Genomic DNA, 20,370 nt, shown 5'->3' with positions numbered 1-20,370 from the left:
CGACACGCTCCGGCCGATCGGCAGACCGCCCCTCCAACGTGGAGCCGGCGATCCAGCACCGCCACGTCGGTACACCGCTGGTGTACCAGCGGTGTACGACCGCGGTATGGCCGATGCGACGATCAAGGTCTCCCCTGATACACGTGACCGGCTGGCCGCTCTCGCGGCGTCCCGCGGCACCACGATCGGCGCCCAGGTAGCCCTGCTGGTGGAGGCGCAGCCCACGGCGGAGCAGATCGCGGAGCGCGTGGCCGAGGGCCGCCGGCTGATGCGGGAGCACTTCGGGATGACGCTCACCGACACGGAACTGGACGAGGGCCCGGACCTGCTACAGCGGGTCTACGACATCGCCGCGGCGGACGCGCGCGCCAAGGTCGCCCCGAGGCGCAGCACGTGATCATTGTGGATTCGAGCGCCCTGTCCGCGCTGGCCGCCGGTCACGAGCGCCTGCACCGGATCGTGGACTCCGCGCTGGGGAGCCCGTTCCAGCATCTGCTGGTGCCGGCGCTGTGCGTGGTCGAGGCCGAGGTGAAGGACGAGGGGACGGCGCACGCGGTCCTGGCGCTGCCCGCGGTCGAGTTCGAGCCGCTGGACGCGGCGGCCGCGGTGGTGGTGGCGACGATGGTCCGCGACGGCTACCGGGGCCAGGACCTGGCGCACGCGATCGCCGTGAGCCTGCCCACTCCGGTGCGTCCGCAGCAGCACCTGATCCTGACGGCCCGGCCGGAGCTGTACCCGCCCGGGATCGTCGCCGTCAACATCGACGACCCCCGGCTGGAGCAGTAGGTGCCGATGGGGGCGTGAGGGGACGGGCTCCCCGCCGGGGAGGGCGTGCGCGTTCTCACCGAGGGGATCCTGGCCGCCGTGCTGGCCGGGGCCGCTCGGCAGGAGCGGCCGGTGGTGGTGTTCGTGGCCGGGCAGGCCGACAGCGGCAAGACGCTCGTCGTGGACCTGGTGCACGCCGCGCTCGCCGCCCGGGGCGGTGCGGTGCGGGTGGACCGCGACGCCTGCGAGGCCGTCCACCCCGACTACCCGCGGTTCCTGGCCGAGGACGCCCGCCTGGTCGGCGTCCTCGCAGCGCTGCGGGTACGGGGCCTGCACCGGCACCAGCGGCCGTGCGGGTGGCGGATCCTGCGCTGAAGGATTTCGGGCGCTCTCACCGCGCGCCGAACACGCCCGCACGCCAGGGCCGGGGCGTTCTCCGCGCACCGGGGGCGGCTGCTGGAGGAGATCGACCCCTGGTGGTGCCCCGCCTGGCCGATCGCCTGGCAGTGCGCCTACGCCACGGCCCGCCGCTGGTGGCTGGAGGCCGACGGCCGCGTCGACCGGGCGCAGCTGCCCCGGGGATGTCGTCTTCGAAGGCGAGCCGCTCGGCCGGTGGGTGCTGGCGCAGCGGGCCGGCTGGGCCGGGCTCGGCCAGGACGTGGTGACCGCGATCGGCGTCGGGGAGGACCAGGGGCTGGTGGCGGCGAAGGCCGCCGCCGGGGCGCAGCCGGAACTGTCCTGCATCGACCGGTTCCGGCGGGGCCTGGCCGCGCTCGCCCAGTTCGTCGAGCGGGAGAGCCCCGGGTCCCCCGCTCGTGCAAGGAGCCGGTGGGGGCCGTGGGGCCGGCTGCGGAGGGGAGGATCAGATGGTGGTGTCGTGCTTCGCCTTGGGGACCTGGCCCGGACAACCGGCCGGAAGGCCCGCCGGACGAAGCTCACTCCGGGCCGGGTCACACAGCTCGCCGAGCACGGTGTGGAGTGGGCGTGGGCAGGCAGTCGGCGCGTCGTTGATCGGCCCTGCGGCTGCGCGGGCCCGGCCAACGGTGTCCCAGGTCCTCTCCCCTGCCGATGGACGGACACCTGACCCACGTGACGGCGGACCAGCCCATCAGGATTCCCGCGATGCGGTGCGGCGGCGGGCGCTACGGCGGGGGGAGTTGAGCGGCCACGGGGGTGGGGCTGCTGCCCTGCGGAAGCGGCCGGTCGGCGTGATGCCCCAAGGCGGGCGGGGTCAGCCCCAGATCATGTTGTCGGCCGGGGCGGTGGCGGCCGGCTGAACGGTGTCGGCCGGGGCGGCGGCCGGGGCGGTGGCGGCCGGCTGAACGGTGTCGGCCGGGTCGGCGGCGCAGGCCGAGGTGGCGGGGGCGAGGGCGGCGAGGGCGAGGGCGGCGACCGCGGCGGCCTTGGCGACGACGGTGGTACGGGACATGGAGGTGCCTCTCTCGACGGGACGCAGGTGGGTGGTTCCGGTGTGGGCGTCCCGCGGTGACGCTTTCCCGGCGTGTCGTCCGGGCGGTGTTCCCTTCCGACGACCACCAGCTTGGTCGCTGGTCAGGGCCGGTGGAAGGGATCCCGACTGGACGGAAGCGTCCCTGGACCGTTCCGGCCAGGACCGTCCGGACCGGCGGGGCACGTCAGCAGCTGTTCGTAGAACGGCGCGATGAGCGGGGCCGCCGCCCGGGCCGGCCTCCAGTGCGCGAGCTCGGGCACGGCCGCCAGCGCGCGGCGGCAGAACACGGCACCGCGCTCCTCCGCCTCGGCGAGGGATCGGGCGAGGAGGTAGATGCCGAGCACCGGGTCCGGGACCGCGTCCGGGTGGACGACGAGGTGTTCGATCCCCTCCTCGGGGCGGGCGGCGGCCAGCAGGAGTTCCCGGGCGTCGCGGGGCAGCCGACGGCCCCGCGAAACGGGCCGCAGCGCGGCGTGAACGAGGTACATGGATCGATCATGCCGAAGCGGGCAATCGCCCTGTAAGGGGACGGACATGGACGGTTGCGTCCCTGGCCGGAACCGTCCACCGAGGCCGTCTGGCCGCCCCCGAACCAATTGTGAAATGATCAGGTGAATATCGAACACGGGTTCATCACAGGGGACGGGATGCTCACCGCGCTGGGTCTGGACAACCTCTCGGAGCAGGTCTACCGCACAATGCTCGCCCACCCGCAGGACGGCGTGGCCGCCCTCGGCGCGAGACTCGCCCTGCCCGAGGCCCAGGTCAGACAGAGCTTGGACACCCTCAGCGCCCTGGGCCTGCTGCACCCCTCCGCCGACCGCGAGGGCGAACTGCGCGCCGTCTCCCCCGAGGTCGGGATGGAGATCCTGATGGCCCGCCAGCAGGCGGAACTGGCCGCCCAGCAGCAGCGGATCGAAGCCTCCCGGGCAGCGGCCGCGCAGCTGATCGCCGAGTACGCCGATCTGCGCCCGGCCACCGGCCACCCCGGCGTCGAGCAGTTGGTCGGCCTCGACCGCATCCGCGACCGGCTCGCCGCACTGACCCGCCAGGTGCGCGAGGAGGTGATGACCTTCGCGCCCGACGGCGGGCAGAAGCCCGAGAACATCAAGGCCGCCAAACCCCTCGACCTCGACCTGCTGGGCCGGGGCGTGCGGATGCGCACCGTCTACCTGGACAGCGTGCGCAACAGCCCGCACACCGTCGAGTACGTCAACTGGCTCGCCGCCCAGGGCGGCCGGGTACGCACCGCGCCCGCGCTGCCCACCCGGATGATCGTGGTCGACCGCGCCACCGCTGTCATCCCCATCCGCAGCGACGACACCGCCGCCGGGGCCGTCGTCCTCACCGGGCAGGGCACCCTGACCGCGCTGTGCGCCCTGTTCGAGACGGTGTGGGAGAGCGCGCAGCCGCTCGGTTCCACCGCCCGGCCCGACATCCACGGCCTCACCCCGCAGGAACGGGTCGCCCTCGCCCTCCTGGGCGAGGGTCACACCGACGACGCCATCGCCAAGCGCCTGGGTGTCTCCCCGCGCACTGCCCGCCGCATCGCGGGTGACCTCATGGAACGCCTGGACGCCCGCAGCCGCTTCCAGGCCGGCGTCCGCGCCGCCCACGCCGGCTGGCTCACCCCCTGACCCATGACCGAGGCCGAGCCGAGCCGCCCCGGCTCGGCCTCGGTTCGGCTCGGCTCGGCTCGGCTCGGCTCGGTTCGGCTCGGCTCGGTTCGGCTCGGCCGGGGGATGCCGGCCACCGGCACCGGTGCCCCGGCCATCGGCATCCACGCGTACCCGACAGGCCCGCTCGGCGCGCACCACTGCCCGTCACGGCACGCGGGCCGGGCTTCGCCTGGCACCCGGTCCCGGGGCGATACTCCCCGGGGTGCACGGCCGCCGCCGGTCCCACCCCAAGCAGGGGTTCGGGTCAGCGCGGACAGCGTCCGTCGTCCCACGCCCCCCGGAAGACGGAACGAGGTACAAGCCCCCGGGCCGAAACAGGACGGGACGGGACCGGACGGGCCGGAACGGGCCGGGACCGGACCGGACGGGACGGGACGGGCCGGGACGGGACCGGACGGGCCGGAACGGGCCGGGACCGGACCGGACGGGACCGGACCGGACGGGACCGGACCGGACCGGACGGGACCGGACCGGACGGGACCGGACCGGACGGGCCGGGACGGCAGAAGGCGCCGGCCACCGGCAGGCGACCGGTCCGAGCGCGCGAAACGCACAGGAGCACCAGGCCGGGAACAGCGGGACGGCGGCTGATCACGTACGCGGCCGTTGAACACTCCTCGGCCGCCACCGGCCGAAGCGCCCGGCGTCGACGGCCGGTCCCGCCGACGGTCCTCCCCCGACCCGGACGGGCTTCACAGGGACGGCCGAGCGGCACAGCGCAGCGGCCGGCTTCTGGGAGGCAGAGGGGGCACGTTCCGCCGGATCCTGGCCGTGGAAGGCCGCCGAGGGCGGCCGGAACCACGCGCAGGCGGACGTCGCCGTTCGCGTTCACGACGATGCTCGGCTCTCCGTCGAGGTTGTCCCGCGGGATCTTGCGCCGCCGCATCCGGTCGAAGGCGTGCAGGGGAGGGTGATCGGGTCCGGGCCCGTGCGCCGGCGGACCGTCATCGCCCCGCGTGGAGTCGCAGAGGAACGCGTCGACGATCGTGCGCGCCGCGGGGGCCTTTCTCCGAGGTGACCGGACGAACACCCCAGCACCGTCGGCGACCTGGGGAAAGAGCCGTCCCAAGCACATGGTTCGCAAATCTGCGGGCCGGGCGGGTCAGCGGGCCGGGGTGACGGTCGGCCGCTCGTCGGGGCAGCCCGCCGCCGGCCGCTGCGTCGCCTCCCGTTCCCGGGCGTCGGCCGTCGGGCCCCAGCGGGTCCTCACCGCCGTCCGGCCGGCCGGCGCCGCCTTCAGGTGGGCGGAGAGCGCTGCCGCCGGCCGGCCGGCTCCGCGCCGGTGAAACGGCTCGTCCGCGCGCCCCGGACGCCACAGGGGAACGCAAATACCGGCACGCGCTGCCTTGCTCCTGCGCGCCCGCGCGGACCCGGCAGCGGCAGCGGGCAGCGGGCAGCGGGCAGGACGACCGCCCCACAGGCCCGTTCCAGGGTGCACCCGTGTGGACGGTCACGTAATTCCCCATGGGTGTCGGTCAGGGAATTCCCCAGGTGCTGGCCTGGTCTACTCGTCTGATTTCGCGCCGTCGGACGGGAGATGAGCGACCACGAGGGCGGCGGCTTCCTCTGGTGTGTCTGCTTCGCCGAGCAGGGTGGCGTATCCGGTCGAGTAGACCTTGTAGGGCGGCCCACCGCAGACGATGAACGGCAGGTCGTCGGGGTCCGAGCGATCCCAGGACGGGGCGGATCGCAGGAACTTCAGGGTGCCGTGGCTCGGCCATGGGTAGAGGCTGCGGAGTCTTGGCTGGGCATGCGCGGCTTCGACGACTAGCGGGTCCCCTTGCCGGGTCCCCGGAGTGCACTCCAGTAGCTGTCGCCAGGCGGTGGGGGTGTCAGGGGCTTCAGGCATGAGGCGATCGTCCAAGATCACGGGGCTGGGGACAAGTCGGTTCCTGAGGGCCTGTGAGGCGATCCTTCAAGGACGTGACGGCCGTCAGAACCTCCAGCAGCCTGCGGGAAGTCCCGGCCGCCCACATTTCCGGCTGCCGCGGTCCTTCTTTCCCACGGGTGGATCGGAACATCCGGGGCCCCTGTCCTCGATCCTTCGTGACGGCCCGTCCGTTCACCCGGCAGGGTGCGGGGGCGGGCAACCGCCCCGGGCCGGCAGCCGGCAGCCGTCCGGCTGGACGAAACGGGTCAGGGCCCGTTCCGTCCAGCCGAAGACTCTTCCGCGCCCGTTGAGCCGCGACGAAGCTGGAGAACGCCGCCAGGGAGGCCGGCCGGATACACCGGCCGCAAGCCTCCGCAGGCCACCGGGCACGGCTGTTCCTGCAGGACAGCCGGGCCGGCTCCACTCACCCGTATACGCCACCCAGGGGTACTGCCATGTCTTCGAAGGTCTCCAAGCTCGTCCGGATCGCTCTCGCCGCCTCCATCGCCGCCTCCGGCGCGGTCGCCGTCACGGCGTTCACCACCACGGCCGCGGTGGCCGCGACCTCCACGGTGGACGGCCAGATCACCCGCAGCGAGGTGATAGCCCGGGCCCAGTACTGGCTGGACAAGGGGCTGACGTACAACCAGGGCGGGAGCTACCCGGACTCCTCGGGCCGCAACTACCGCACCGACTGCTCGGGATACGTCTCGATGGCCTGGCACCTCGGCACCAGCCTCACCACCCAGACCCTGCCCGGCTACTCGACCGAGATCTCCCGCGCCGACCTGAAGCCCGGCGACATCCTGAACAGCTTCTACGACCACGTCATCCTGTTCGAGAAGTGGGACGACGCCGCCCACACCAAGTTCTCGTACTACTCCTTCGGCTCGACCCCGGTGAAGCACTACTCCAACATCTCCATCAACGCCGCCACCTTCGACTCGCACCCCAACAGCGACTACAAGGCGTTCCGCTACAAGAAGATCGTCGACGACGCGGTGACCCCGCCGAACGGCGGCGCCGCCTCCAGGGTCGACTTCAACGGCGACGGCAAGGTGGACATCGCCGGCAAGCTCTCGGACGGCCAGCTGCTGATGTGGGCGGGCAACGGCAACGGCACCGTGAGCACCAGCGGCTACTCCGTGGTCCCGAGCGGCAACTTCGGCTCGGTCACCGACATGGTGGCCGCCGACTTCAACGGCGACGGCAAGACCGACGTGGCCGGCAAGTTCTCGGACGGCCAGCTGCTGATGTGGGCGGGCAACGGCAACGGCACCGTGAGCACCAGCGGCTACGCGATGTGGCCCGGCACCGGCTTCGGCGCGGTCAGCGGTCTGCTCGCGGCCGACTTCAACGGAGACGGCAAGGTGGACATCGCCGGCAAGACCTCCGACGGCCAGCTGCTGATGTGGCCCGGCAACGGCAACGGCACGGTCAACGGCGCGGCCGGGAACACCATGCTCGCGAGCGGCAACTTCGCCTCGGTCACCGACATGGTGGCCGCCGACTTCAACGGCGACGGCAAGGCGGACGTGGCCGGCAAGCTCTCGGACGGCCAGTTGCTGATGTGGGCGGGCAACGGCGACGGCACCGTGAGCGCCAGCGGCTACTCCATGCTCGCGAGCGGCAACTTCGCCTCCGTCAGCGACCTGGTCGCCGGGGACTTCAACAACGACGGCAAGACGGACATCGCCGGCAAGCTCTCGGACGGCCAGCTGCTGATGTGGGCGGGCAACGGCAACGGCACCGTGAGCACCAGCGGCTACTCCATGCTCGCGAGCGGCAACTTCGCCTCCGTCAGCGGCCTGATCTGAGCGGCACCCCACGCACAACCGTGGCGCAGGGCGGAACCCCCGCCCCGCGCCACGGCGCGTTCCACACCTCCCCCGGCCGCCCCGCTCCGGATCCCGCTCCGGCTCCCACTCCGGATCCGGATCCCGCTCCGGCTCCGGCTCCGGCTCCGGCTCCGGATCCGGCTCGCGAGGGAGGGGGCGGGGGTGGGGGTGGGGGTTCAGGGCGTCGGGCCTACGGGACGAACACCCCCACCACCCCACGGCCCGCCTCGACACGGATCCCCCCGGCGCCCGACCACCAAGCCCCGGACCATCCGGCACCAGACCCCGCCAGCCCCACACCCATCAACCGACCAGACTGAGGCCCCTGACGGCGAGGACCAGGCGCAGCGCGCTGCAGCGGGCCGCCGGTGCGGGCGAGGCGGCGGCCGCGTGGGTGCGCGGGCTGGCCGCCAAGGCGAGGAAGAGCACGCCCAGGCCTTGGAGCGGGCGGCCGAGGCGATCGTCCGGGCGAGCAGCCGCGAGATCGTCCCCGGCAGTGACGGTCTGCCGGCCGAGGATCTGCGCTACACGCTGGCGGCGGGCGTGGTGCTCGGCGCCTCACACACCACCGGCACCCGGCCCGAGCTCCACCCTGGCGAGCGGATGCCGCTGATCACGGTCTGCGCGATCGCCGCCGCCTTCCCGTCCTGCGTGCTGGGCGACCTGACGGCCGAGCTCACCGCGCTCACCGCGCTCACCGGCGAGCTGGCCGCCGCCACCGAGGCCGGCCGGATCGCCACCGCCGCCGGCGCCGCCGGCACGTGCCCCGCGCGGCGGCCCAGGACTCTCGGCTATGACCATGCCGATCCGCTCGACCACCTCACCTACCAGAGCGTCTTCGACCACGCCGCCGAGTCCTTCGAGATCGCCCTGCACTACCAGGACGGGTACGGCGAGCGGGCGCGCGCGCAGGCCCTGCACAACGCGCTCGCCGCCGCTGGCCCCGGCATCGCGGCCGCCGCCCTGCTGCGGGTGGCCGGCGATCCCGCGCTCGGCCTCGACCCCGACCAGTGGGAGCACCTGCACCTCATCGCCGCCGAGCTGGACCTGCGTGTGGCCGAGGACCTGGGCGGCGCGAACGGCGACGGCACCCCCGACCCCACGCTCCCGCGACCGGCGTGACAACGCCTCCACCCACCCGCCGCGCCCGGCGGGCACTCGGCCCCGGCGCCGCCCGGGTACTCGCCGACGCCGTCCGCGCGCCCCGCACCCCGCCGCCCTGGTCGCCGCAGGCCGTCGACGCCACGCTGCGCGGCGTGCTGGAGCGGTTCGAGGCGGCAGCCGAGGCCGCTGGGTGGCGGGACGCCTTCGACGGCCTGGACGAGGACGTGCTGGCGGAGACCGCCGCCGAGGCCCGCGCGTTCGGCGCCGATCCGGCGGCGGCCGTCGACCACCTCGTCGGCGGGCTCCGCCGCCGGCTCGCCGCCTGGCAGCACGCGATCGGCGAACTCGGCCGCGCGCTCACCGCGGCCGCGCAGGACCGGCCGCTGCCCGAATGGGCCGCCGACGCCGGCCGCACCGAGGACATCCGCCGGCGCCAGGCCCGCCGGACACTGCTGGAGGCCATCGCCCGCCACCACCACGGCCCCCTGCCTGACGAGGAACCCGACGACCGGCCGTGGTGATCACCGGTACCCGGGGCACGGAAGGATGAGCCGGGTGACCAGCAGCCAGCCCCTGCCCCGGGGCCTCACCTCCCTGATCCCCGACGCGCCCAGGCCACCCCCGGCGAACGCGCCGCCTCCCAACTCCTCCACCTGCGCGAGGCCACCGTCCCGGTACCGGTCCTCGCCGCGGCCGCCGAACTGATCGCCCCCAGCTGAAGAGCGAGGACCCGGCCACCCGGGAAGCGGCCACCGCCGTCCACGCCCGGCTGCTCGCCGCGATCGACGGCGCCGCCCCGGGGCGGTAACCGCCCGGATCTGCTGTCCCAGCCCGCTACTGCATGCTTCGACCAGGCAAAACGGGGTGGGACAGTCCTAGGACTGAAACAGCCCTCCGCGCAGGAGGATCGTCCCCCCTTCCCGCCGACGTCCCGGCTGAACGCCTCATAGAAGTCAGCCGGTCGTCCCCGGTGCTGTGGGAGGCATCAGGCAGGGGGTTTTGACCCGGAAGAGCAGTAGCCCTCCGGTCGTGGTCTCGACAGTGATCAGGTATCGGCTCGACGTCTGGGATGCGTCGAGGACCGTGTCCACTTTGCCGTCCGTGGTTTCCCGATAGCCGTCGATCTCGAAGCCCTGTTGTTCGAGCATCGTGCGGACCTTGCGCACCGCCTCAGGGTGCTGCTCGAGCGGGGCGGAGCTGTAGACCGCGTACGACATCTTGTACCGGCCGTCCTGGGCGACCTCGTCGTTCTTGCCGACGCAGTCGTTGAAGAAAGGCTCGGCGCTGCCGGCGTCGAGGGCGACACCGGCGCTCTGCGCCATGTACTCGGTCATGTGCTGCGCCCAGTCCTGGACCTCCTGGCGGGCCTTGACGGGCAGCGGATCGTTGGCGCCGGACGTGGTGGACATGCATCCTCCGAGGAGCAGGGGCAGGCAGAGCGCCAGCGCGGCGACGCCGAGTCGCCGGGCTCCCACGGGTCGGTCAGTGGGTCGCGGCAGGGGGAATGGCACAGTGGAATTCCTTGCGGCTGGAACCAGGGTGAGGACCGAGCAGCCGGGCCGTGGCCGGCCCGACCCGGTGATCACAGGGGACCCGGCGGGTTGGCGGTCAGCCGGGGAAGTATGGTCGGCTTCTTCCCGACCATGATGCGGCCCTGGTTGTCGACGCTCTTGCTGCCGTCGTCCCAGTAACCGCTGTGCCCGGATGTGTCGACCTCGAATTGCTGCCCGCCGAACTCGCCGCGTATCGGGTCGAAGCCGAGGCTGTACCCCGAGACCCAAGCGATACGGTCGTCTTCGGCTCTGCCGGTCCAGAAGTGGTTCGGGTCGACCTGGAGCTTGTAGGCACGGTCAACGGTCATTCCAGGACTCGCGACAGCGACGATCTCGTCAGCACCGAGTCCTTGCCCGCCTGCGGCGGCCGCACCGACGAGCGTCGTTCCGTAGCTGTGGCCGAACACCGAGAGGTGACTGGGATGGTCGCCCTGGGCGACCCGGGTGCCGTGGGTGAACTGGCGCAGGGCCTCCGCCCCGTCCTTGGCCCGGGAATCCCAGGCCACGGAGAGGTTCTGCTCCTGCACGACCGGGACCTCGGGAGCGTCGTAACCCAGCCACGAGATCACCGAAACCTTCTGATTCGTCCCTTTCGACGCATTCTTCGCGGCCTCCTGCAGGTCACTGGCGCGCCCGAGCTGGCCTCCTGTACTGCCGATCGTCGTTCCCGTTCCCGGCACCAGAACGGCGGTGTGGTCGGCGGTGTCGGGATTGCCCATCGCGACGATCACCTTGCCATCGCCGCCGTAGGCCGTGGCGTCGAGACCGAGCAGGAACACTCGTTTGTCCTCGGCCGCGTTGTCGTGCTGGTCGAGCTGGTCCTTGAGCTTCATCAACGTCTGTTCGCGGGCGTTGTACTCATCCGCGGTCAGTCCGCTCCCGCGTGCGTTGCCGGCCTTCAGCTCGTCCAACTGCTGGTCGAGGACGAGCCGGTTGGCCTCGTCCCGTGCCTCGGCGGGCAGGCCGTCCAGCTGCCCGATCCGGTCCGGGTAGAGCGCAACGTAGGTGCTCTGCTGCTCGGGGGTCAGCGACTTCCACCAGTCGGCGGACTTCTGCGGGTCCTTGTTGTCCGGGACGTACGGGTCGGCCAGACCGAGGTCCTTCGCCACCTCCCGCACATCGCTGGCGGTCTCCGCAGCGGAGCCGAACACACGCGGGCGGGTCAGGATGCTGGCATCGAGCCTGCCGAGGGCGCGGTCGCCCTGCTCGCTCGCCTGCTTCGCGTCGGCCAGTGCCTTGTTGATCCGCTCCTGAACGTCCCCCCGCAGGGTCGTCAGCGCCCTGCGCTCAGAGCTGGATGCGGCATCCGGGTCGTTCCGCTCGCCCTCGCCCAGCGGCGGCAGGTTCACCGTCCCGTCGGCACCGACCGTCAGACCCCATTCCTCGGCGCGGTGCACCGCGTTCTTGAGGTTGGTCTGCGCCTGGTACATCCGCTCGGCGACCGTGTCCAAGGTCAGCACGACAGCGCCGGACTCGACCCTCAGGATCTCCAGGATCTGCTCGTTCCGGCCCAGGGCGTAGAACGCCTTCTGCGCGTCCTCTCCCTCCCACTTCGCCTGCCGCAGCGGACCGTTCACCTGACTACGGTGCCTGTTTTCGGCGGACTGCGCTCCGTTGGACAGATCGCGCCACGCCTTGGCGGCATCGTGCAGGCTGGTCGGGTCGAAGCGCATCAGAAGCTCGAACAGGTTGCTGCTGTTGCTGCTCACTGTCCCGGCTTCTCCCATGCCTCGCTGATCTTCTGCGTCGTCCACACAGTGGCGACGGCGTTCTCGTTGCTCTTGTAGGCCAGCGCCGTGGCGGTCAGGTTGTCGCCTGTCTGCTTGAGGCGATCGCTGACGCCCGTCAGCACGGGCGCCCACTCCCCCGCCACCCGGCCAAGCCGCGCCGCCACCGACCAGCCCGCCAGCTGACCGGCGGCCGCCTGGCTGGCCGTAACGGCCGCCTGACAAGGCTTCCGGAGATCCTCACCGATGGCCTTCGCCACCCCCGCGGACATGTGGATCTCCGTTGTATCGACCTTGAGATGCCCCACTGCGTTCCCCTCCCGACAGTTCCTCGGTCAGCGAAAAGCCTATGGCGGTGATCAGCCGATTCCCATCCGTATAAGTACTCATCCCATATGAGATGAAGTCAACCGACCCGTGCTCAGGCCACCTCGGCGGGACGCCTACCCGCTCCGACACCTGCGCGAGGCGACCGTTTCGGTACCGGTCCTCGCCGCGGCCGCCGAGCTGATCGCGCCCCCAGTTGAAGAGCGAGGACCGGCCACCCGGGAAGCGGCCACCGCCGTCCACGCCCGGCTGCTCGCCGCGATCGACGGCGCCGCCCCGGGGCGGTAGGCGACCGGGGCCGCCCTCCCCTGGTGAATGGTTCAGCCGTCGGCGCTCTGAAGGGCGCCAGCCGCGGCCTGGGCAATGGCGGGATCGGCCCGGATCGCGGCCACCACCTGCTCGGCCGCGGGCCGGGGAACGGCGGCGGGCGGCGGGCAGACTCGGGCCTCCAGCCGCGCCAGAACCTCAGCAGAATGCCGGCACTCCGCCGCGTCTTCATCGAGACCTCGCCCGGCCAGCTCGCAGCCGATCGCGAGGACACCGTCCCGCAGCCTCAGCAACGCGACACTGGTCCGGCCCGGCACCCGCGCGACGGCCAGGCCCGGACTGCGCTTCGTCGCCGCGAAGACCTTGCCCTCGAGGCGGTCCACCGACTCATGCACGAGTTCCCAGGCCTCCAGCAGCAGCTCCTGCTGCGGGCGCAGAGCGGGCAGCAGGGTCACGGGAGTGCCGTCGGCGCCATCACCACGCCGTCTATGGCGAGCACGGCGCTGCCGTGGACGGCGGTCAGCAACTGGATACCCTCCGCGAGGAGGTCGACGGCGTCGCGCAGGCCGGTCCGCATCCACCGGATGGCGGCGAGCCGGCCTTCGGCCGTGGTCGCCTTCTCGGCGGCCCACAGGGCCAGCACCTCGTCGCCGAGGTGCTCGTGGCACGCCAGCAGCCCGGTCACGGCCTCGACGACATGCCGGCTCCCGCTGGTGGCCTGCTGGTCGGTCACTGACCTCTGACAGGCGATCGTGACCAATTGCCACCTGATCGTGACCGCCAGTGGAGGGGGCAGGCCGAGGTCCGTCATGATCGGGCTATGCCGATCCGCCGTCCTCGCCTGCTGCAACACCTGCACCGCCGCCGACGTCCTCCGGTTGAACACATCAGTCCTGTGGGGTTTCCGTGCCTGCTGGTGGACGACGACGGCTGGGTGATGCCGTGCGCGGACGACAACGAACTCCAGGGGCTGACCGAACCTGACTTCATCGACGACATCGTGGCCGCCTTCGACTCGTCGGCCCGCCCGCTCGAACTGCACCTGGTCGGCAAGGGACAGGTCATCGCCCTGCGCCCGACAGGGGTTCCCAGGCCTGACGAACTCGCCGCGCACGCACAGGCCTACTTCCACCGCTGGACCGACCGGGAAGTCCCCGCAGCAGCACAACCGGCGCTGACCTGCGTCGCGGAGATCGCCGCCGCCGTCCACGACACACCCGTCCGCCGCCGGCGACGCTCCTGACGCGGCCACTGGCCTCCTCGCCCCACCCACAGGTCAAGGTCACCTGGCAAAGGTCAGCGGCGCACCAGCGGTGCTGGAACAGGGCGGGTGGCGAGTGCCGCCGGGTCAGGTTCGGCGGTGGCGTCCGGTCGGCCGGGCCGGGCGGCCGTCGAGCGGGGGCAGGTCGACCAGGGCGGAGGCAGGTCGACCAGGGCGGAGGCAGGTCGACCAGGGCGGCGACGTCGCTTGTCAGCGTCCCGCAGTCGAGGCCGGCGCCCGGCGCGGCCGACTCCCCCGGCCCGGCCAGCATCTGGAACATCAGCAGCGTCCGCGCGCAGCCCGTGCAGCCGAGCGGGCCGGCGCCCAGCTCCGGGCGCACCTGGACCCGGTCGAACCCGAGGCCGTCATCCATGCCCGCTCCAACGACGCCGCGCCTCGCGGAACACGGGTCAGGGCCCGGGTCGGCGGGCGGTCCGGGCGGCGGCCAGCAGCACGCGGCTGCGGTAGGCGGCGACGATCTCGGCGACCGCGACCAGGTCCACCACGGCGGGGACCTGGCCGAGCCGGTCGACCGGCACGCGGCGCAGCAGTTGCTCGGCGAGTTCGGCGTCCAGGCGCTCGGCGTCGCCGGGGTAGCCGTGGCCGGCGCGCAGCGCGGCGCGCAGTTCCCGCACCGTGTTCATCGGCGGCAGCCCGAAGCCACCGCCGTGCCCGTGTTCGGCGGGCTGGGCGCTCATCCCCACCACCTTCTCCCTGTCGGCATCTCCCAGCGCCGGGCCGGGCCCTGTGGTGTCGACGGCAGCGGCCCCGGCCGCCTCTGTGGGCCGAGCCCGGCAACCCGGGTCTGTCCTCCGGACGGGTCGCAGGCGGTGTCCTCTTAGGACCGTGCTCGTTCGTCGGTCGTGACAGCAACCGACACCCCGGTCGAGAACGCCCGAGAACAGCTGGTCCGGAGCGTGGACCGCGTGCTTGAGGCCCGCGTGGCTGTGGTCGACGCGGAGGAGCAGCTGCGCGTGCAGCTGAGCCTGGCCGCCCCGGCCGGCGTCGCCTTCGCAGTGATCGAGGCCCAACTCAGTCGTCTGACGGCCACTCCTGCCGGCCCGGCAGCCGTCACCGTGCCACCTGCCCGAACCCCGGACGACGAGGAGACCTTGGGGAAGCGGTTGGCGGCCTGTGCGACAAAGAAGGGCGCTTTGGAACTGCTGTATCGCCTGCGCGTACGGCCTGGTGACCCGCGCAACCGCAACGCTGTCGCCGAGGCGCTGCTCCTCGAGCTGCTCACCTACGGCATCACGCTCGACCGGGGATCGGCGAATCGCTACGTCGGGAACTTCAAGGTGTCGAGCTCCGGCCGCGGGACGGCTGCACCGTGACCGGCCAGCAGGCCACGGCCGCCGACACCCGGGCTGCGCTCGACGCCGCCGAGAAGTTCCTCTTCCACGAGTCCTACGCGGCCGACGCCGCCCTCAAGGCCGCTCGGCAGCGGGCCGAAAGTGCCCGGCAGCGGTGGGCCGACGTACGCGGCGGGGAGCCGGTGACCGTCGGCGAAGCGCTGGCCGTCGGCGTGCACGTGCGGGCCGAGTTCGGCCGGCTGTGCAAGCAGGGACCTCACCCGAAGGACCTGACCGCGATGGCCGAGCGGCTCAACGGCGCGCGGGCGGACCTGGAAGCGGTACGCCGGGGGATGCTCGCCCTTGGCCACGCCTGGCCCACGGGTCCGCTGCTGCCGGAGTCGGGCTGACCGCAGGCACCCCGTGCCCGACACGGGGTGCCGCACCGCCGGCCGCACGGATGTGCGATCTTTCGATGGGCTCGTATCCGACACCGAGTTCCCCTCTGACCTGCTGGAACTTCAGCGGCGGTGGTACGCCGCCGAGTCCGCCTGGACCGGCGACCCGACCGAGGAGAAGCGGTTCGCGCTCGCCGAGGTCGGCGCCGAGCCGTACGCCCACTCGTTCTGGGCCAAGGCCGGCAACCGGCACGAGGCCGCCATGAAGCTGAAGCAGGCCGCCCGGCCGGCGGACCCGGCGCAGGACCCGGCCACAGCCTGATCCGTCCGCGGCGGGTTCCGGCGCCCGGTCCGGGGAAGGTGCCGGGTATGGGCGAGCGCGACCGGCACCGCGAGCTCGTCGGCCCGGTCTCGCAGGCCGAGGCCCGGCGGCTGACCGGGGAACTGCGGGATGCGATCGAGGAGGTCCGCTCCGCCGTCCTGGTCCTGGCCGCGCGGGTGCGCGCCGCGCACCGGGCACGGGTGTGGACCGCCCCCGGGTACGGCGGATGGGCCGCGTACGCGAGCGCCGAGTTCGGGGTGAGCCGATCGACCGCCTACCGGCTGCTCGACCTGGCGGCCGCGGCCGAGGCGATCGAGGGCGTCGTCGCCCGCCAAGCCGGCCCCGAGCTGTCCCACGCGTGGGACACCGGCCTGGTGCTACCGGTGCGGGCGGTCGTCGACCTCAAGGGCCGGATCGCGGAACTCACCGCCCTGATCGCCGAGCGCCTGGCCGACGCCCAGGCCGAGGCCGGCGCCGCGCCGCTGAAGCCCGGCCGGGTCGGCGAGATCGTCGCCGGCGCCGTCGCCGAACTACGCGAGCGCCCGGACGTGCCGATCGCCGAGCTCGCCGTCGCCGGCGGGCCGGACGGATACGACACCGAGACATGGCGGCGCCACGTCACCACCGGCCGGACCCTGGCCGCCGAGCAGCAACAGAACGACCGGGCACTGGGCGAGATCGCCCTACGCCTCGTGCCCGCGCACCTCTCCGACCGCAGCGCCCTGACCGTCCTGGCGGTCTACGCCGACGACATCGGGGAGGACCCGGAGCTGTTCCTGGCCTGCCGCCGGTACCTCATCACCGGCGACTGGCGCGCCGTCGAGGACGACTACCGCGCCCGCAGGGCCCGCGACATCCTCGCCCGGCACGGCGAGGAACGGTGGGCTTGTTCTTTATCTGCCACGGTCTTCCAGGCTTGCCGATGGCCTTGAGGGTCTCGGGGCGTTTGACGGTCTTGCCGACGTCGTAGCGGGGTGCCCGGTGTTTGTTCTTGGCGCCGGGTGGCCGTCCGGGCCCGGCGCCAACGGGGTTTGGGAACACGGGTCGGGCAGGCGAGGTGAGCGCGGATGTTCCTGGACCCCCGGCGGACCCGGGCCGGGGTGAGCCGATCGGAGGTGATCAGGATCCAGGTCCCGCGGTCCGCCGCCTCAGGAGTACGGAGTTTCGGAGCGGTCCAGCCGAGGGTCTGCTTCGCGAAGCGGAAGGTGTGCTCCAGATCGAAGCGGCGGAGAACGCCTGCCGGAAACGGTCCACGTCGTCCGAGGTGGCGCCGGTCTTGGGGGACCATCACCACACCGGCGGGGCATCCCGTTCCGTCAACAGGGAGGACATCGACACCGGCCTCTCCAGGCTCGCCGCCGCCCTGACCCGCCACCACGGGGCCAGGGCGGGGCCGAGGCGCCCGCCGACGCCCTGCTGCCGGCGGCGGGCGCCGACGACGATACGGCCCTCGTCGTCGTCCCGCTGTAGGAGCCTGTCCGCCGGCGTCCCGCGCCCCGGGACGCCGGGCGCAGGACGTGACAGGTCCGCGGTCCCGCGGGCCTACTCAGGCGCCTCGATCGTCACCGGCTTGCCCAGGTCGTAGAAGTGCTGCGTGGTCGTGCTCAGCACGCCGCCCGTCCGGGACTCGGCCTGACCGCCGTAGGGCGTGAAGTCGTCCCCGAACCAGAGAATGTGCTCCCGCACGGCCGCGCCCAGGAACGTGTACGGCTTCATGTTCACGATCCGCCACGCTGTGACGTCCTCCCCGTTCTCCAGGGAGATCACAGGCCGCTCCTGCTCGACGGTCCACTCCGGCGCCGACGCGACCATCTGGGCCGTCACCTCCGGATCGGCGAGCGCGCGGTAGAGCTTCCCCGTGGCAGCCACGATCTGCTCCTGCGGGTCGCTGCTGTTCTTGTCCCCCTTGACCCACTTGCCGAGCCCTGGTGTCCTGATCCACTCGTCCTCGCCCTTGAAGACGTACGCCTTCTCCCCCTCCGGCCCCGCCATCGATCCGGCCAACGCGGGATGGTCCCCGAAGACGAACCGCGAGGTCCCCGCCTCGTCCCCCGACTGCACGGACTCCGTTCCCGATCCGTAGGCCTTCAGGGCGGCCACCAGACACTTCGACAGGGCCGAACCGGCGAAGGTCGTACCGCCCTTGAGCTGAAGACCGTCGCACTCGGCCGGGGTGGCGAAGGCCGGGGACGACTCCTTCGGGCCGGCGCTCCCCTGCGCGGGCCGGCCGGACGACGACTCCGGACGCGTCGGCTCGGCCGACCCGTCCGACGAGGAGCAGCCAGCCAGGAACCCGACTGTGAGGAGGGCTCCTATGTACATGTGGGGGCGCAGACGTCCAGGTCTCATGCTGTTCGAACTCCACTGGTCACGGACGGCCCGCGACCTGCGGACCGTCTCATGGGCTCTCGCAAATGAATCCACAGCCCCGCACCGCTGCTCGTGGAGGTGCTCACTCGACGGAACGCGGGTGCGGGCCCTGGAATCCTAACGGCCGGGACAGACAGACCATTTCCCGTGCCGATCCGGCAGATCGGACCGCCGAGTGCGGCAGGAGACGGCGGTGAGCGAGGCCGGGGATGGCGGGAGCCGGGCGGACGAGCCGGACGAGCCGGACGAGGCACACCGCCGGCCGGCGGGGATGGACGACGCGACCGTCGAGGCGCTGGGGATGCTGTCGAAGACGCTGGAGTACACCGAGCGGGCCCGCGGCCACCTGTACGCGGTGCACCAGATGACCGGCGGCGCCGACCGGATGCTCGCCGAGGCGGTGCGGATGCTGCGCCAGGCCGGGCACGGGGAGCAGGCCGACGGGGTCGAGCGGGAGCTCCTCGGCCGGGACGTCGTCCCGGGGATGTGGACCCACCAGCTGATCGAGGCGTACGACGAGACCTATTACCGGGTGTCCACCGCCCTGGAGGAGCGGGTCCGCCAGGACCCGGCCGCGGGGCGCCGGCCTGTGGCCGAAGCCGAGATGCAGCACGCCGCACGTTCCCGCCGCCGCCGGCCCACGCTCTCGTAGACGGCTGCGGGTCGAGCCTGCGGCAGGCCGGGCACGGCGAGCCGGCCGACAGTGCCTCACTGTGTGGCCGTGGCGCAGGCCCGACCGGCGCAGCAGCGCTTGTCAGAACCGCAAGCCGAGGTCGGCGCTGAGGACGTAGTCGAGGCCTTCGACGACTCCGCGACCCTGGCGGTGGAGGACATCCTCATCGAGGGCATGGGGGTCATCGAGGGCGTCGGCGTGGCGGTCGGCCGGGCTGTTGTCGGTGCGCAGGACGCGCCACCGGGCGCTGACCGGGTCGCGCCCGTCCGCGAGGTCGTGGCCGAGCGCGACCAGGCGCTCCTCCCAGCGGCGCACGGTGTCGCCGGCGCCTTCCCCGTCCTGGCGCCGGGCCAGCGTCTCGACCTGGTCGCGGGTGGCGTCGGCAGGGTCGGTGCCGGGCTCGGCGGCGACGAGGTACAGGGCGGTGGCGAGCACGCGACGCCATCGGCGAGCACCCCACGGCCGGCGTCGTGCTCGTACCGGAAGTGCCCGTCCGGCCAGCGGCCGGCGAGCAGGTCGCGTATACGGCCCAACCCCGCACACCACGTCTACGGGCCGCCCTCACCGCGCCAGATCCGCGAGCGCTCCTGAAGGATCCTCATGGGGGCATCGTCCCACCCGCTCGGTGCCCCCGCCGCGGTCCTGCGGCGTTCCAGCTTGGACGGCACCCGCCCGAGCCATCATCGCGGCATGGACGACGACCTGACCCCGCCTCCGGCCTGCACCGCGCGGCTCGACCAGCCCGCCGCCACGGCCCGCGACCCGCCGACCGAGACACGCGAACGGATCGAGACCACCGCCCCGGTCCCGGAAAGCCCGAGCCCGCAGACCGTGGCCACGCTGCTGGCCGAGCCCAAGACGGCCGGGCGCGGGTAACGCCCCGGCGGCCCGACTGACCGGCCCCTCCAACAGATCCACCAGGCCTCGACACTGCTCTCGACGAGGCGACGAAGACGCGGCGGGCCGCTGCGGCCGGGCAGGCGCGGGACACAGGCGACCGGGCCGATCACCAGCACCGTGACGACGGAGAGCGGCTCGCCCTTTCGTCGGTGAATTCACGCGAGAGCTCGCAGAAATAGAAAAGTCCCGGCCGCCGAGAGGCGGTCGGGACTTTTGCTTTCGTGTGACTGAGCGCTTCGATGGGCGACCTGAACAAGACCGGTACTGGGAATCGCCGGTCGGCTGGCTATGGACGCGGTTCCAGGGTGATGTGCGGGGACAGCGCGCGAAGAAAGTCGGGCGCGTCGAAGACCTTTCCCGCCGAGGCGACGCCGAGCGCATGGGTCCGGCCGGTGAGGATGCGGTCGACGGCTTCCACCACGAGTGGCGCGGTGACGGCGTAGATGTCCTGACCGCGGGCCACGACGCGTCGTTCGGCCCCGCCCGAGCGCACGACGACGTCGACGAGGAAGGTCTGGGCGGACCGCCCGCGCTCGTCGACCACGGCCGGTGTCGGCGTGTCAGGGGCCGCGAC

At 72.7% G+C, this 20,370-nt stretch carries 27 protein-coding genes and 2 pseudogenes; 15 read left to right on the top strand and 14 right to left on the bottom strand.

Annotated elements, in window-relative coordinates:
* Positions 1-106: 106 nt before the first annotated feature.
* From ABZW10_RS33840 to ABZW10_RS33830, 3 genes are read left to right on the top strand one after another with little or no spacing between them, the layout of a single operon-like run.
* On the top strand, positions 107-397 hold the full coding sequence (locus tag ABZW10_RS33840; RefSeq protein WP_355373885.1) for a hypothetical protein: 291 nt from the start codon (positions 107-109) through the stop codon (positions 395-397).
* Complete coding sequence (locus ABZW10_RS33835; protein ID WP_355373882.1) at positions 394-786, top strand: hypothetical protein; 393 nt, start codon at positions 394-396, stop codon at positions 784-786. Before ABZW10_RS33840 ends, ABZW10_RS33835 begins: the two co-directional genes overlap by 4 nt.
* A 45-nt stretch (positions 787-831) precedes the next feature.
* Positions 832-1,140, top strand: a complete 309-nt coding sequence (locus ABZW10_RS33830; protein WP_355373879.1) for a zeta toxin family protein — start codon at positions 832-834, stop codon at positions 1,138-1,140.
* 856 nt (positions 1,141-1,996) lie between these two features.
* On the opposite strand, the gene ABZW10_RS33825 is transcribed toward ABZW10_RS33830, so the two are convergent.
* The gene (locus ABZW10_RS33825; protein WP_355373876.1) at positions 1,997-2,194 is read right to left on the bottom strand and encodes a hypothetical protein; all 198 of its coding nucleotides are present in this window, start codon (positions 2,192-2,194) and stop codon (positions 1,997-1,999) included.
* A 122-nt stretch (positions 2,195-2,316) separates the two neighbouring features.
* Complete coding sequence (locus tag ABZW10_RS33820) at positions 2,317-2,703, bottom strand: hypothetical protein (RefSeq protein ID WP_355373873.1); 387 nt, start codon at positions 2,701-2,703, stop codon at positions 2,317-2,319.
* Positions 2,704-2,862: 159 nt separating this feature from the next.
* Between ABZW10_RS33820 and ABZW10_RS33815 the strand changes: the two genes are divergently transcribed.
* Entirely contained in the window at positions 2,863-3,852 is a 990-nt protein-coding gene (locus ABZW10_RS33815; protein WP_355373961.1) for a LuxR C-terminal-related transcriptional regulator, read from the top strand.
* A gap of 1,546 nt (positions 3,853-5,398) precedes the next feature.
* Here the strand turns inward: ABZW10_RS33815 and ABZW10_RS33810 are convergent.
* Complete coding sequence (locus ABZW10_RS33810; RefSeq protein ID WP_355373870.1) at positions 5,399-5,743, bottom strand: DUF6193 family natural product biosynthesis protein; 345 nt, start codon at positions 5,741-5,743, stop codon at positions 5,399-5,401.
* A 476-nt stretch (positions 5,744-6,219) separates the two neighbouring features.
* On the opposite strand from ABZW10_RS33810, the gene ABZW10_RS33805 reads away from it, so the two are divergent.
* Positions 6,220-7,581, top strand: coding sequence for a VCBS repeat-containing protein (locus tag ABZW10_RS33805; RefSeq protein WP_355373867.1), 1,362 nt, complete (start codon positions 6,220-6,222; stop codon positions 7,579-7,581).
* Positions 7,582-7,905: 324 nt separating this feature from the next.
* Here ABZW10_RS33805 and ABZW10_RS33800 read toward each other — a convergent pair whose 3' ends face one another.
* The gene (locus ABZW10_RS33800) at positions 7,906-8,031 is read right to left on the bottom strand and encodes a hypothetical protein (RefSeq protein WP_355373864.1); all 126 of its coding nucleotides are present in this window, start codon (positions 8,029-8,031) and stop codon (positions 7,906-7,908) included.
* 9 nt (positions 8,032-8,040) lie between these two features.
* Here ABZW10_RS33800 and ABZW10_RS33795 point away from each other — a divergent pair, with 9 nt between their 5' ends.
* Together ABZW10_RS33795 and ABZW10_RS33790 are read left to right on the top strand one after the other, a co-directional pair.
* A complete protein-coding gene (locus ABZW10_RS33795; protein ID WP_355373862.1) occupies positions 8,041-8,724 on the top strand; it encodes a hypothetical protein in 684 nt (227 codons plus the stop codon).
* Positions 8,721-9,227: a hypothetical protein gene (locus ABZW10_RS33790; protein ID WP_355373859.1), complete on the top strand. Its 507-nt coding sequence runs from the start codon at positions 8,721-8,723 to the stop codon at positions 9,225-9,227. The genes ABZW10_RS33795 and ABZW10_RS33790 overlap by 4 nt, the downstream gene beginning before the upstream one ends.
* Before the next feature lie 432 nt (positions 9,228-9,659).
* Here the strand turns inward: ABZW10_RS33790 and ABZW10_RS33785 are convergent, their stop codons facing one another.
* The 3 genes from ABZW10_RS33785 to ABZW10_RS33775 form a co-directional block, all read right to left on the bottom strand.
* Entirely contained in the window at positions 9,660-10,115 is a 456-nt protein-coding gene (locus tag ABZW10_RS33785) for a hypothetical protein (protein WP_355373856.1), read from the bottom strand.
* Between the two features lie 173 nt (positions 10,116-10,288).
* Complete coding sequence (locus tag ABZW10_RS33780; protein ID WP_355373853.1) at positions 10,289-11,968, bottom strand: alpha/beta hydrolase; 1,680 nt, start codon at positions 11,966-11,968, stop codon at positions 10,289-10,291.
* Complete coding sequence (locus tag ABZW10_RS33775) at positions 11,965-12,294, bottom strand: hypothetical protein (RefSeq protein ID WP_355373851.1); 330 nt, start codon at positions 12,292-12,294, stop codon at positions 11,965-11,967. Before ABZW10_RS33775 ends, ABZW10_RS33780 begins: the two co-directional genes overlap by 4 nt.
* A 109-nt stretch (positions 12,295-12,403) precedes the next feature.
* Here ABZW10_RS33775 and ABZW10_RS33770 point away from each other — a divergent pair, with 109 nt between their 5' ends.
* Positions 12,404-12,601, top strand: a complete 198-nt coding sequence (locus ABZW10_RS33770; protein ID WP_355373848.1) for a hypothetical protein — start codon at positions 12,404-12,406, stop codon at positions 12,599-12,601.
* Positions 12,602-12,633: 32 nt separating this feature from the next.
* Here the strand turns inward: ABZW10_RS33770 and ABZW10_RS33765 are convergent, their stop codons facing one another.
* Both ABZW10_RS33765 and ABZW10_RS33760 read right to left on the bottom strand, forming a co-directional pair.
* On the bottom strand, positions 12,634-13,035 hold the full coding sequence (locus ABZW10_RS33765) for a hypothetical protein (RefSeq protein ID WP_355373845.1): 402 nt from the start codon (positions 13,033-13,035) through the stop codon (positions 12,634-12,636).
* Positions 13,032-13,313: a hypothetical protein gene (locus tag ABZW10_RS33760; protein ID WP_355373842.1), complete on the bottom strand. Its 282-nt coding sequence runs from the start codon at positions 13,311-13,313 to the stop codon at positions 13,032-13,034. Before ABZW10_RS33760 ends, ABZW10_RS33765 begins: the two co-directional genes overlap by 4 nt.
* A gap of 162 nt (positions 13,314-13,475) precedes the next feature.
* Between ABZW10_RS33760 and ABZW10_RS33755 the strand changes: the two genes are divergently transcribed.
* On the top strand, positions 13,476-13,823 hold the full coding sequence (locus ABZW10_RS33755) for a hypothetical protein (RefSeq protein WP_355373839.1): 348 nt from the start codon (positions 13,476-13,478) through the stop codon (positions 13,821-13,823).
* A gap of 428 nt (positions 13,824-14,251) precedes the next feature.
* Here ABZW10_RS33755 and ABZW10_RS33750 read toward each other — a convergent pair whose 3' ends face one another.
* On the bottom strand, positions 14,252-14,539 hold the full coding sequence (locus ABZW10_RS33750; RefSeq protein ID WP_355373836.1) for a hypothetical protein: 288 nt from the start codon (positions 14,537-14,539) through the stop codon (positions 14,252-14,254).
* Positions 14,540-14,704: 165 nt separating this feature from the next.
* On the opposite strand from ABZW10_RS33750, the gene ABZW10_RS33745 reads away from it, so the two are divergent.
* From ABZW10_RS33745 to ABZW10_RS33730, 4 genes are read left to right on the top strand one after another with little or no spacing between them, the layout of a single operon-like run.
* A complete protein-coding gene (locus ABZW10_RS33745) occupies positions 14,705-15,175 on the top strand; it encodes a hypothetical protein (protein ID WP_355373833.1) in 471 nt (156 codons plus the stop codon).
* Positions 15,172-15,543, top strand: a complete 372-nt coding sequence (locus ABZW10_RS33740; protein WP_355373830.1) for a hypothetical protein — start codon at positions 15,172-15,174, stop codon at positions 15,541-15,543. The genes ABZW10_RS33745 and ABZW10_RS33740 overlap by 4 nt, the downstream gene beginning before the upstream one ends.
* Before the next feature lie 52 nt (positions 15,544-15,595).
* Positions 15,596-15,853, top strand: coding sequence for a hypothetical protein (locus tag ABZW10_RS33735; protein WP_355373827.1), 258 nt, complete (start codon positions 15,596-15,598; stop codon positions 15,851-15,853).
* Between the two features lie 47 nt (positions 15,854-15,900).
* Positions 15,901-16,785, top strand: a complete 885-nt coding sequence (locus ABZW10_RS33730) for a hypothetical protein (protein WP_355373824.1) — start codon at positions 15,901-15,903, stop codon at positions 16,783-16,785.
* Positions 16,786-16,813: 28 nt separating this feature from the next.
* On the opposite strand, the pseudogene ABZW10_RS33725 reads toward ABZW10_RS33730, so the two are convergent.
* A pseudogene (locus ABZW10_RS33725) lies at positions 16,814-17,152 on the bottom strand (transposase); the annotation flags it as partial.
* A 243-nt stretch (positions 17,153-17,395) separates the two neighbouring features.
* Positions 17,396-18,202 (bottom strand): hypothetical protein, encoded by an 807-nt coding sequence (locus ABZW10_RS33720; RefSeq protein ID WP_355373821.1) that lies wholly within the window; start codon positions 18,200-18,202, stop codon positions 17,396-17,398.
* Positions 18,203-18,494: 292 nt separating this feature from the next.
* Between ABZW10_RS33720 and ABZW10_RS33715 the strand changes: the two genes are divergently transcribed.
* Complete coding sequence (locus tag ABZW10_RS33715; protein WP_355373958.1) at positions 18,495-18,875, top strand: hypothetical protein; 381 nt, start codon at positions 18,495-18,497, stop codon at positions 18,873-18,875.
* A gap of 102 nt (positions 18,876-18,977) precedes the next feature.
* On the opposite strand, the gene ABZW10_RS33710 is transcribed toward ABZW10_RS33715, so the two are convergent.
* Positions 18,978-19,331 (bottom strand): hypothetical protein, encoded by a 354-nt coding sequence (locus tag ABZW10_RS33710; RefSeq protein ID WP_355373819.1) that lies wholly within the window; start codon positions 19,329-19,331, stop codon positions 18,978-18,980.
* A 255-nt stretch (positions 19,332-19,586) separates the two neighbouring features.
* On the opposite strand from ABZW10_RS33710, the gene ABZW10_RS33705 reads away from it, so the two are divergent.
* Entirely contained in the window at positions 19,587-19,772 is a 186-nt protein-coding gene (locus ABZW10_RS33705; protein WP_355373816.1) for a hypothetical protein, read from the top strand.
* Positions 19,773-20,082: 310 nt separating this feature from the next.
* Here the strand turns inward: ABZW10_RS33705 and ABZW10_RS33700 are convergent.
* Positions 20,083-20,370: pseudogene (locus ABZW10_RS33700) on the bottom strand (saccharopine dehydrogenase); the annotation flags it as partial.

This window comes from Kitasatospora sp. NPDC004723 (assembly GCF_040609255.1).
Classification (GTDB): domain Bacteria; phylum Actinomycetota; class Actinomycetes; order Streptomycetales; family Streptomycetaceae; genus Kitasatospora.
Note: the sequence above shows the minus strand (reverse complement) of the source record. Positions and strands in the feature narration are given on the sequence as shown.

Bases quoted from the DNA above. Each gene is read 5' to 3' on its own strand.
- ABZW10_RS33840 (WP_355373885.1), top strand. From the start codon at position 107: ATGGCCGATGCGACGATCAAGGTCTCCCCTGATACACGTGACCGGCTG.
- ABZW10_RS33825 (WP_355373876.1), bottom strand. From the start codon at position 2,194: ATGTCCCGTACCACCGTCGTCGCCAAGGCCGCCGCGGTCGCCGCCCTC.
- ABZW10_RS33820 (WP_355373873.1), bottom strand. From the start codon at position 2,703: ATGTACCTCGTTCACGCCGCGCTGCGGCCCGTTTCGCGGGGCCGTCGG.
- ABZW10_RS33815 (WP_355373961.1), top strand. From the start codon at position 2,863: ATGCTCACCGCGCTGGGTCTGGACAACCTCTCGGAGCAGGTCTACCGC.
- ABZW10_RS33810 (WP_355373870.1), bottom strand. From the start codon at position 5,743: ATGCCTGAAGCCCCTGACACCCCCACCGCCTGGCGACAGCTACTGGAG.
- ABZW10_RS33805 (WP_355373867.1), top strand. From the start codon at position 6,220: ATGTCTTCGAAGGTCTCCAAGCTCGTCCGGATCGCTCTCGCCGCCTCC.
- ABZW10_RS33785 (WP_355373856.1), bottom strand. From the start codon at position 10,115: ATGTCCACCACGTCCGGCGCCAACGATCCGCTGCCCGTCAAGGCCCGC.
- ABZW10_RS33750 (WP_355373836.1), bottom strand. From the start codon at position 14,539: ATGAGCGCCCAGCCCGCCGAACACGGGCACGGCGGTGGCTTCGGGCTG.
- ABZW10_RS33730 (WP_355373824.1), top strand. From the start codon at position 15,901: ATGGGCGAGCGCGACCGGCACCGCGAGCTCGTCGGCCCGGTCTCGCAG.
- ABZW10_RS33720 (WP_355373821.1), bottom strand. From the start codon at position 18,202: ATGAGACCTGGACGTCTGCGCCCCCACATGTACATAGGAGCCCTCCTC.
- ABZW10_RS33715 (WP_355373958.1), top strand. From the start codon at position 18,495: ATGGACGACGCGACCGTCGAGGCGCTGGGGATGCTGTCGAAGACGCTG.
- ABZW10_RS33705 (WP_355373816.1), top strand. From the start codon at position 19,587: ATGGACGACGACCTGACCCCGCCTCCGGCCTGCACCGCGCGGCTCGAC.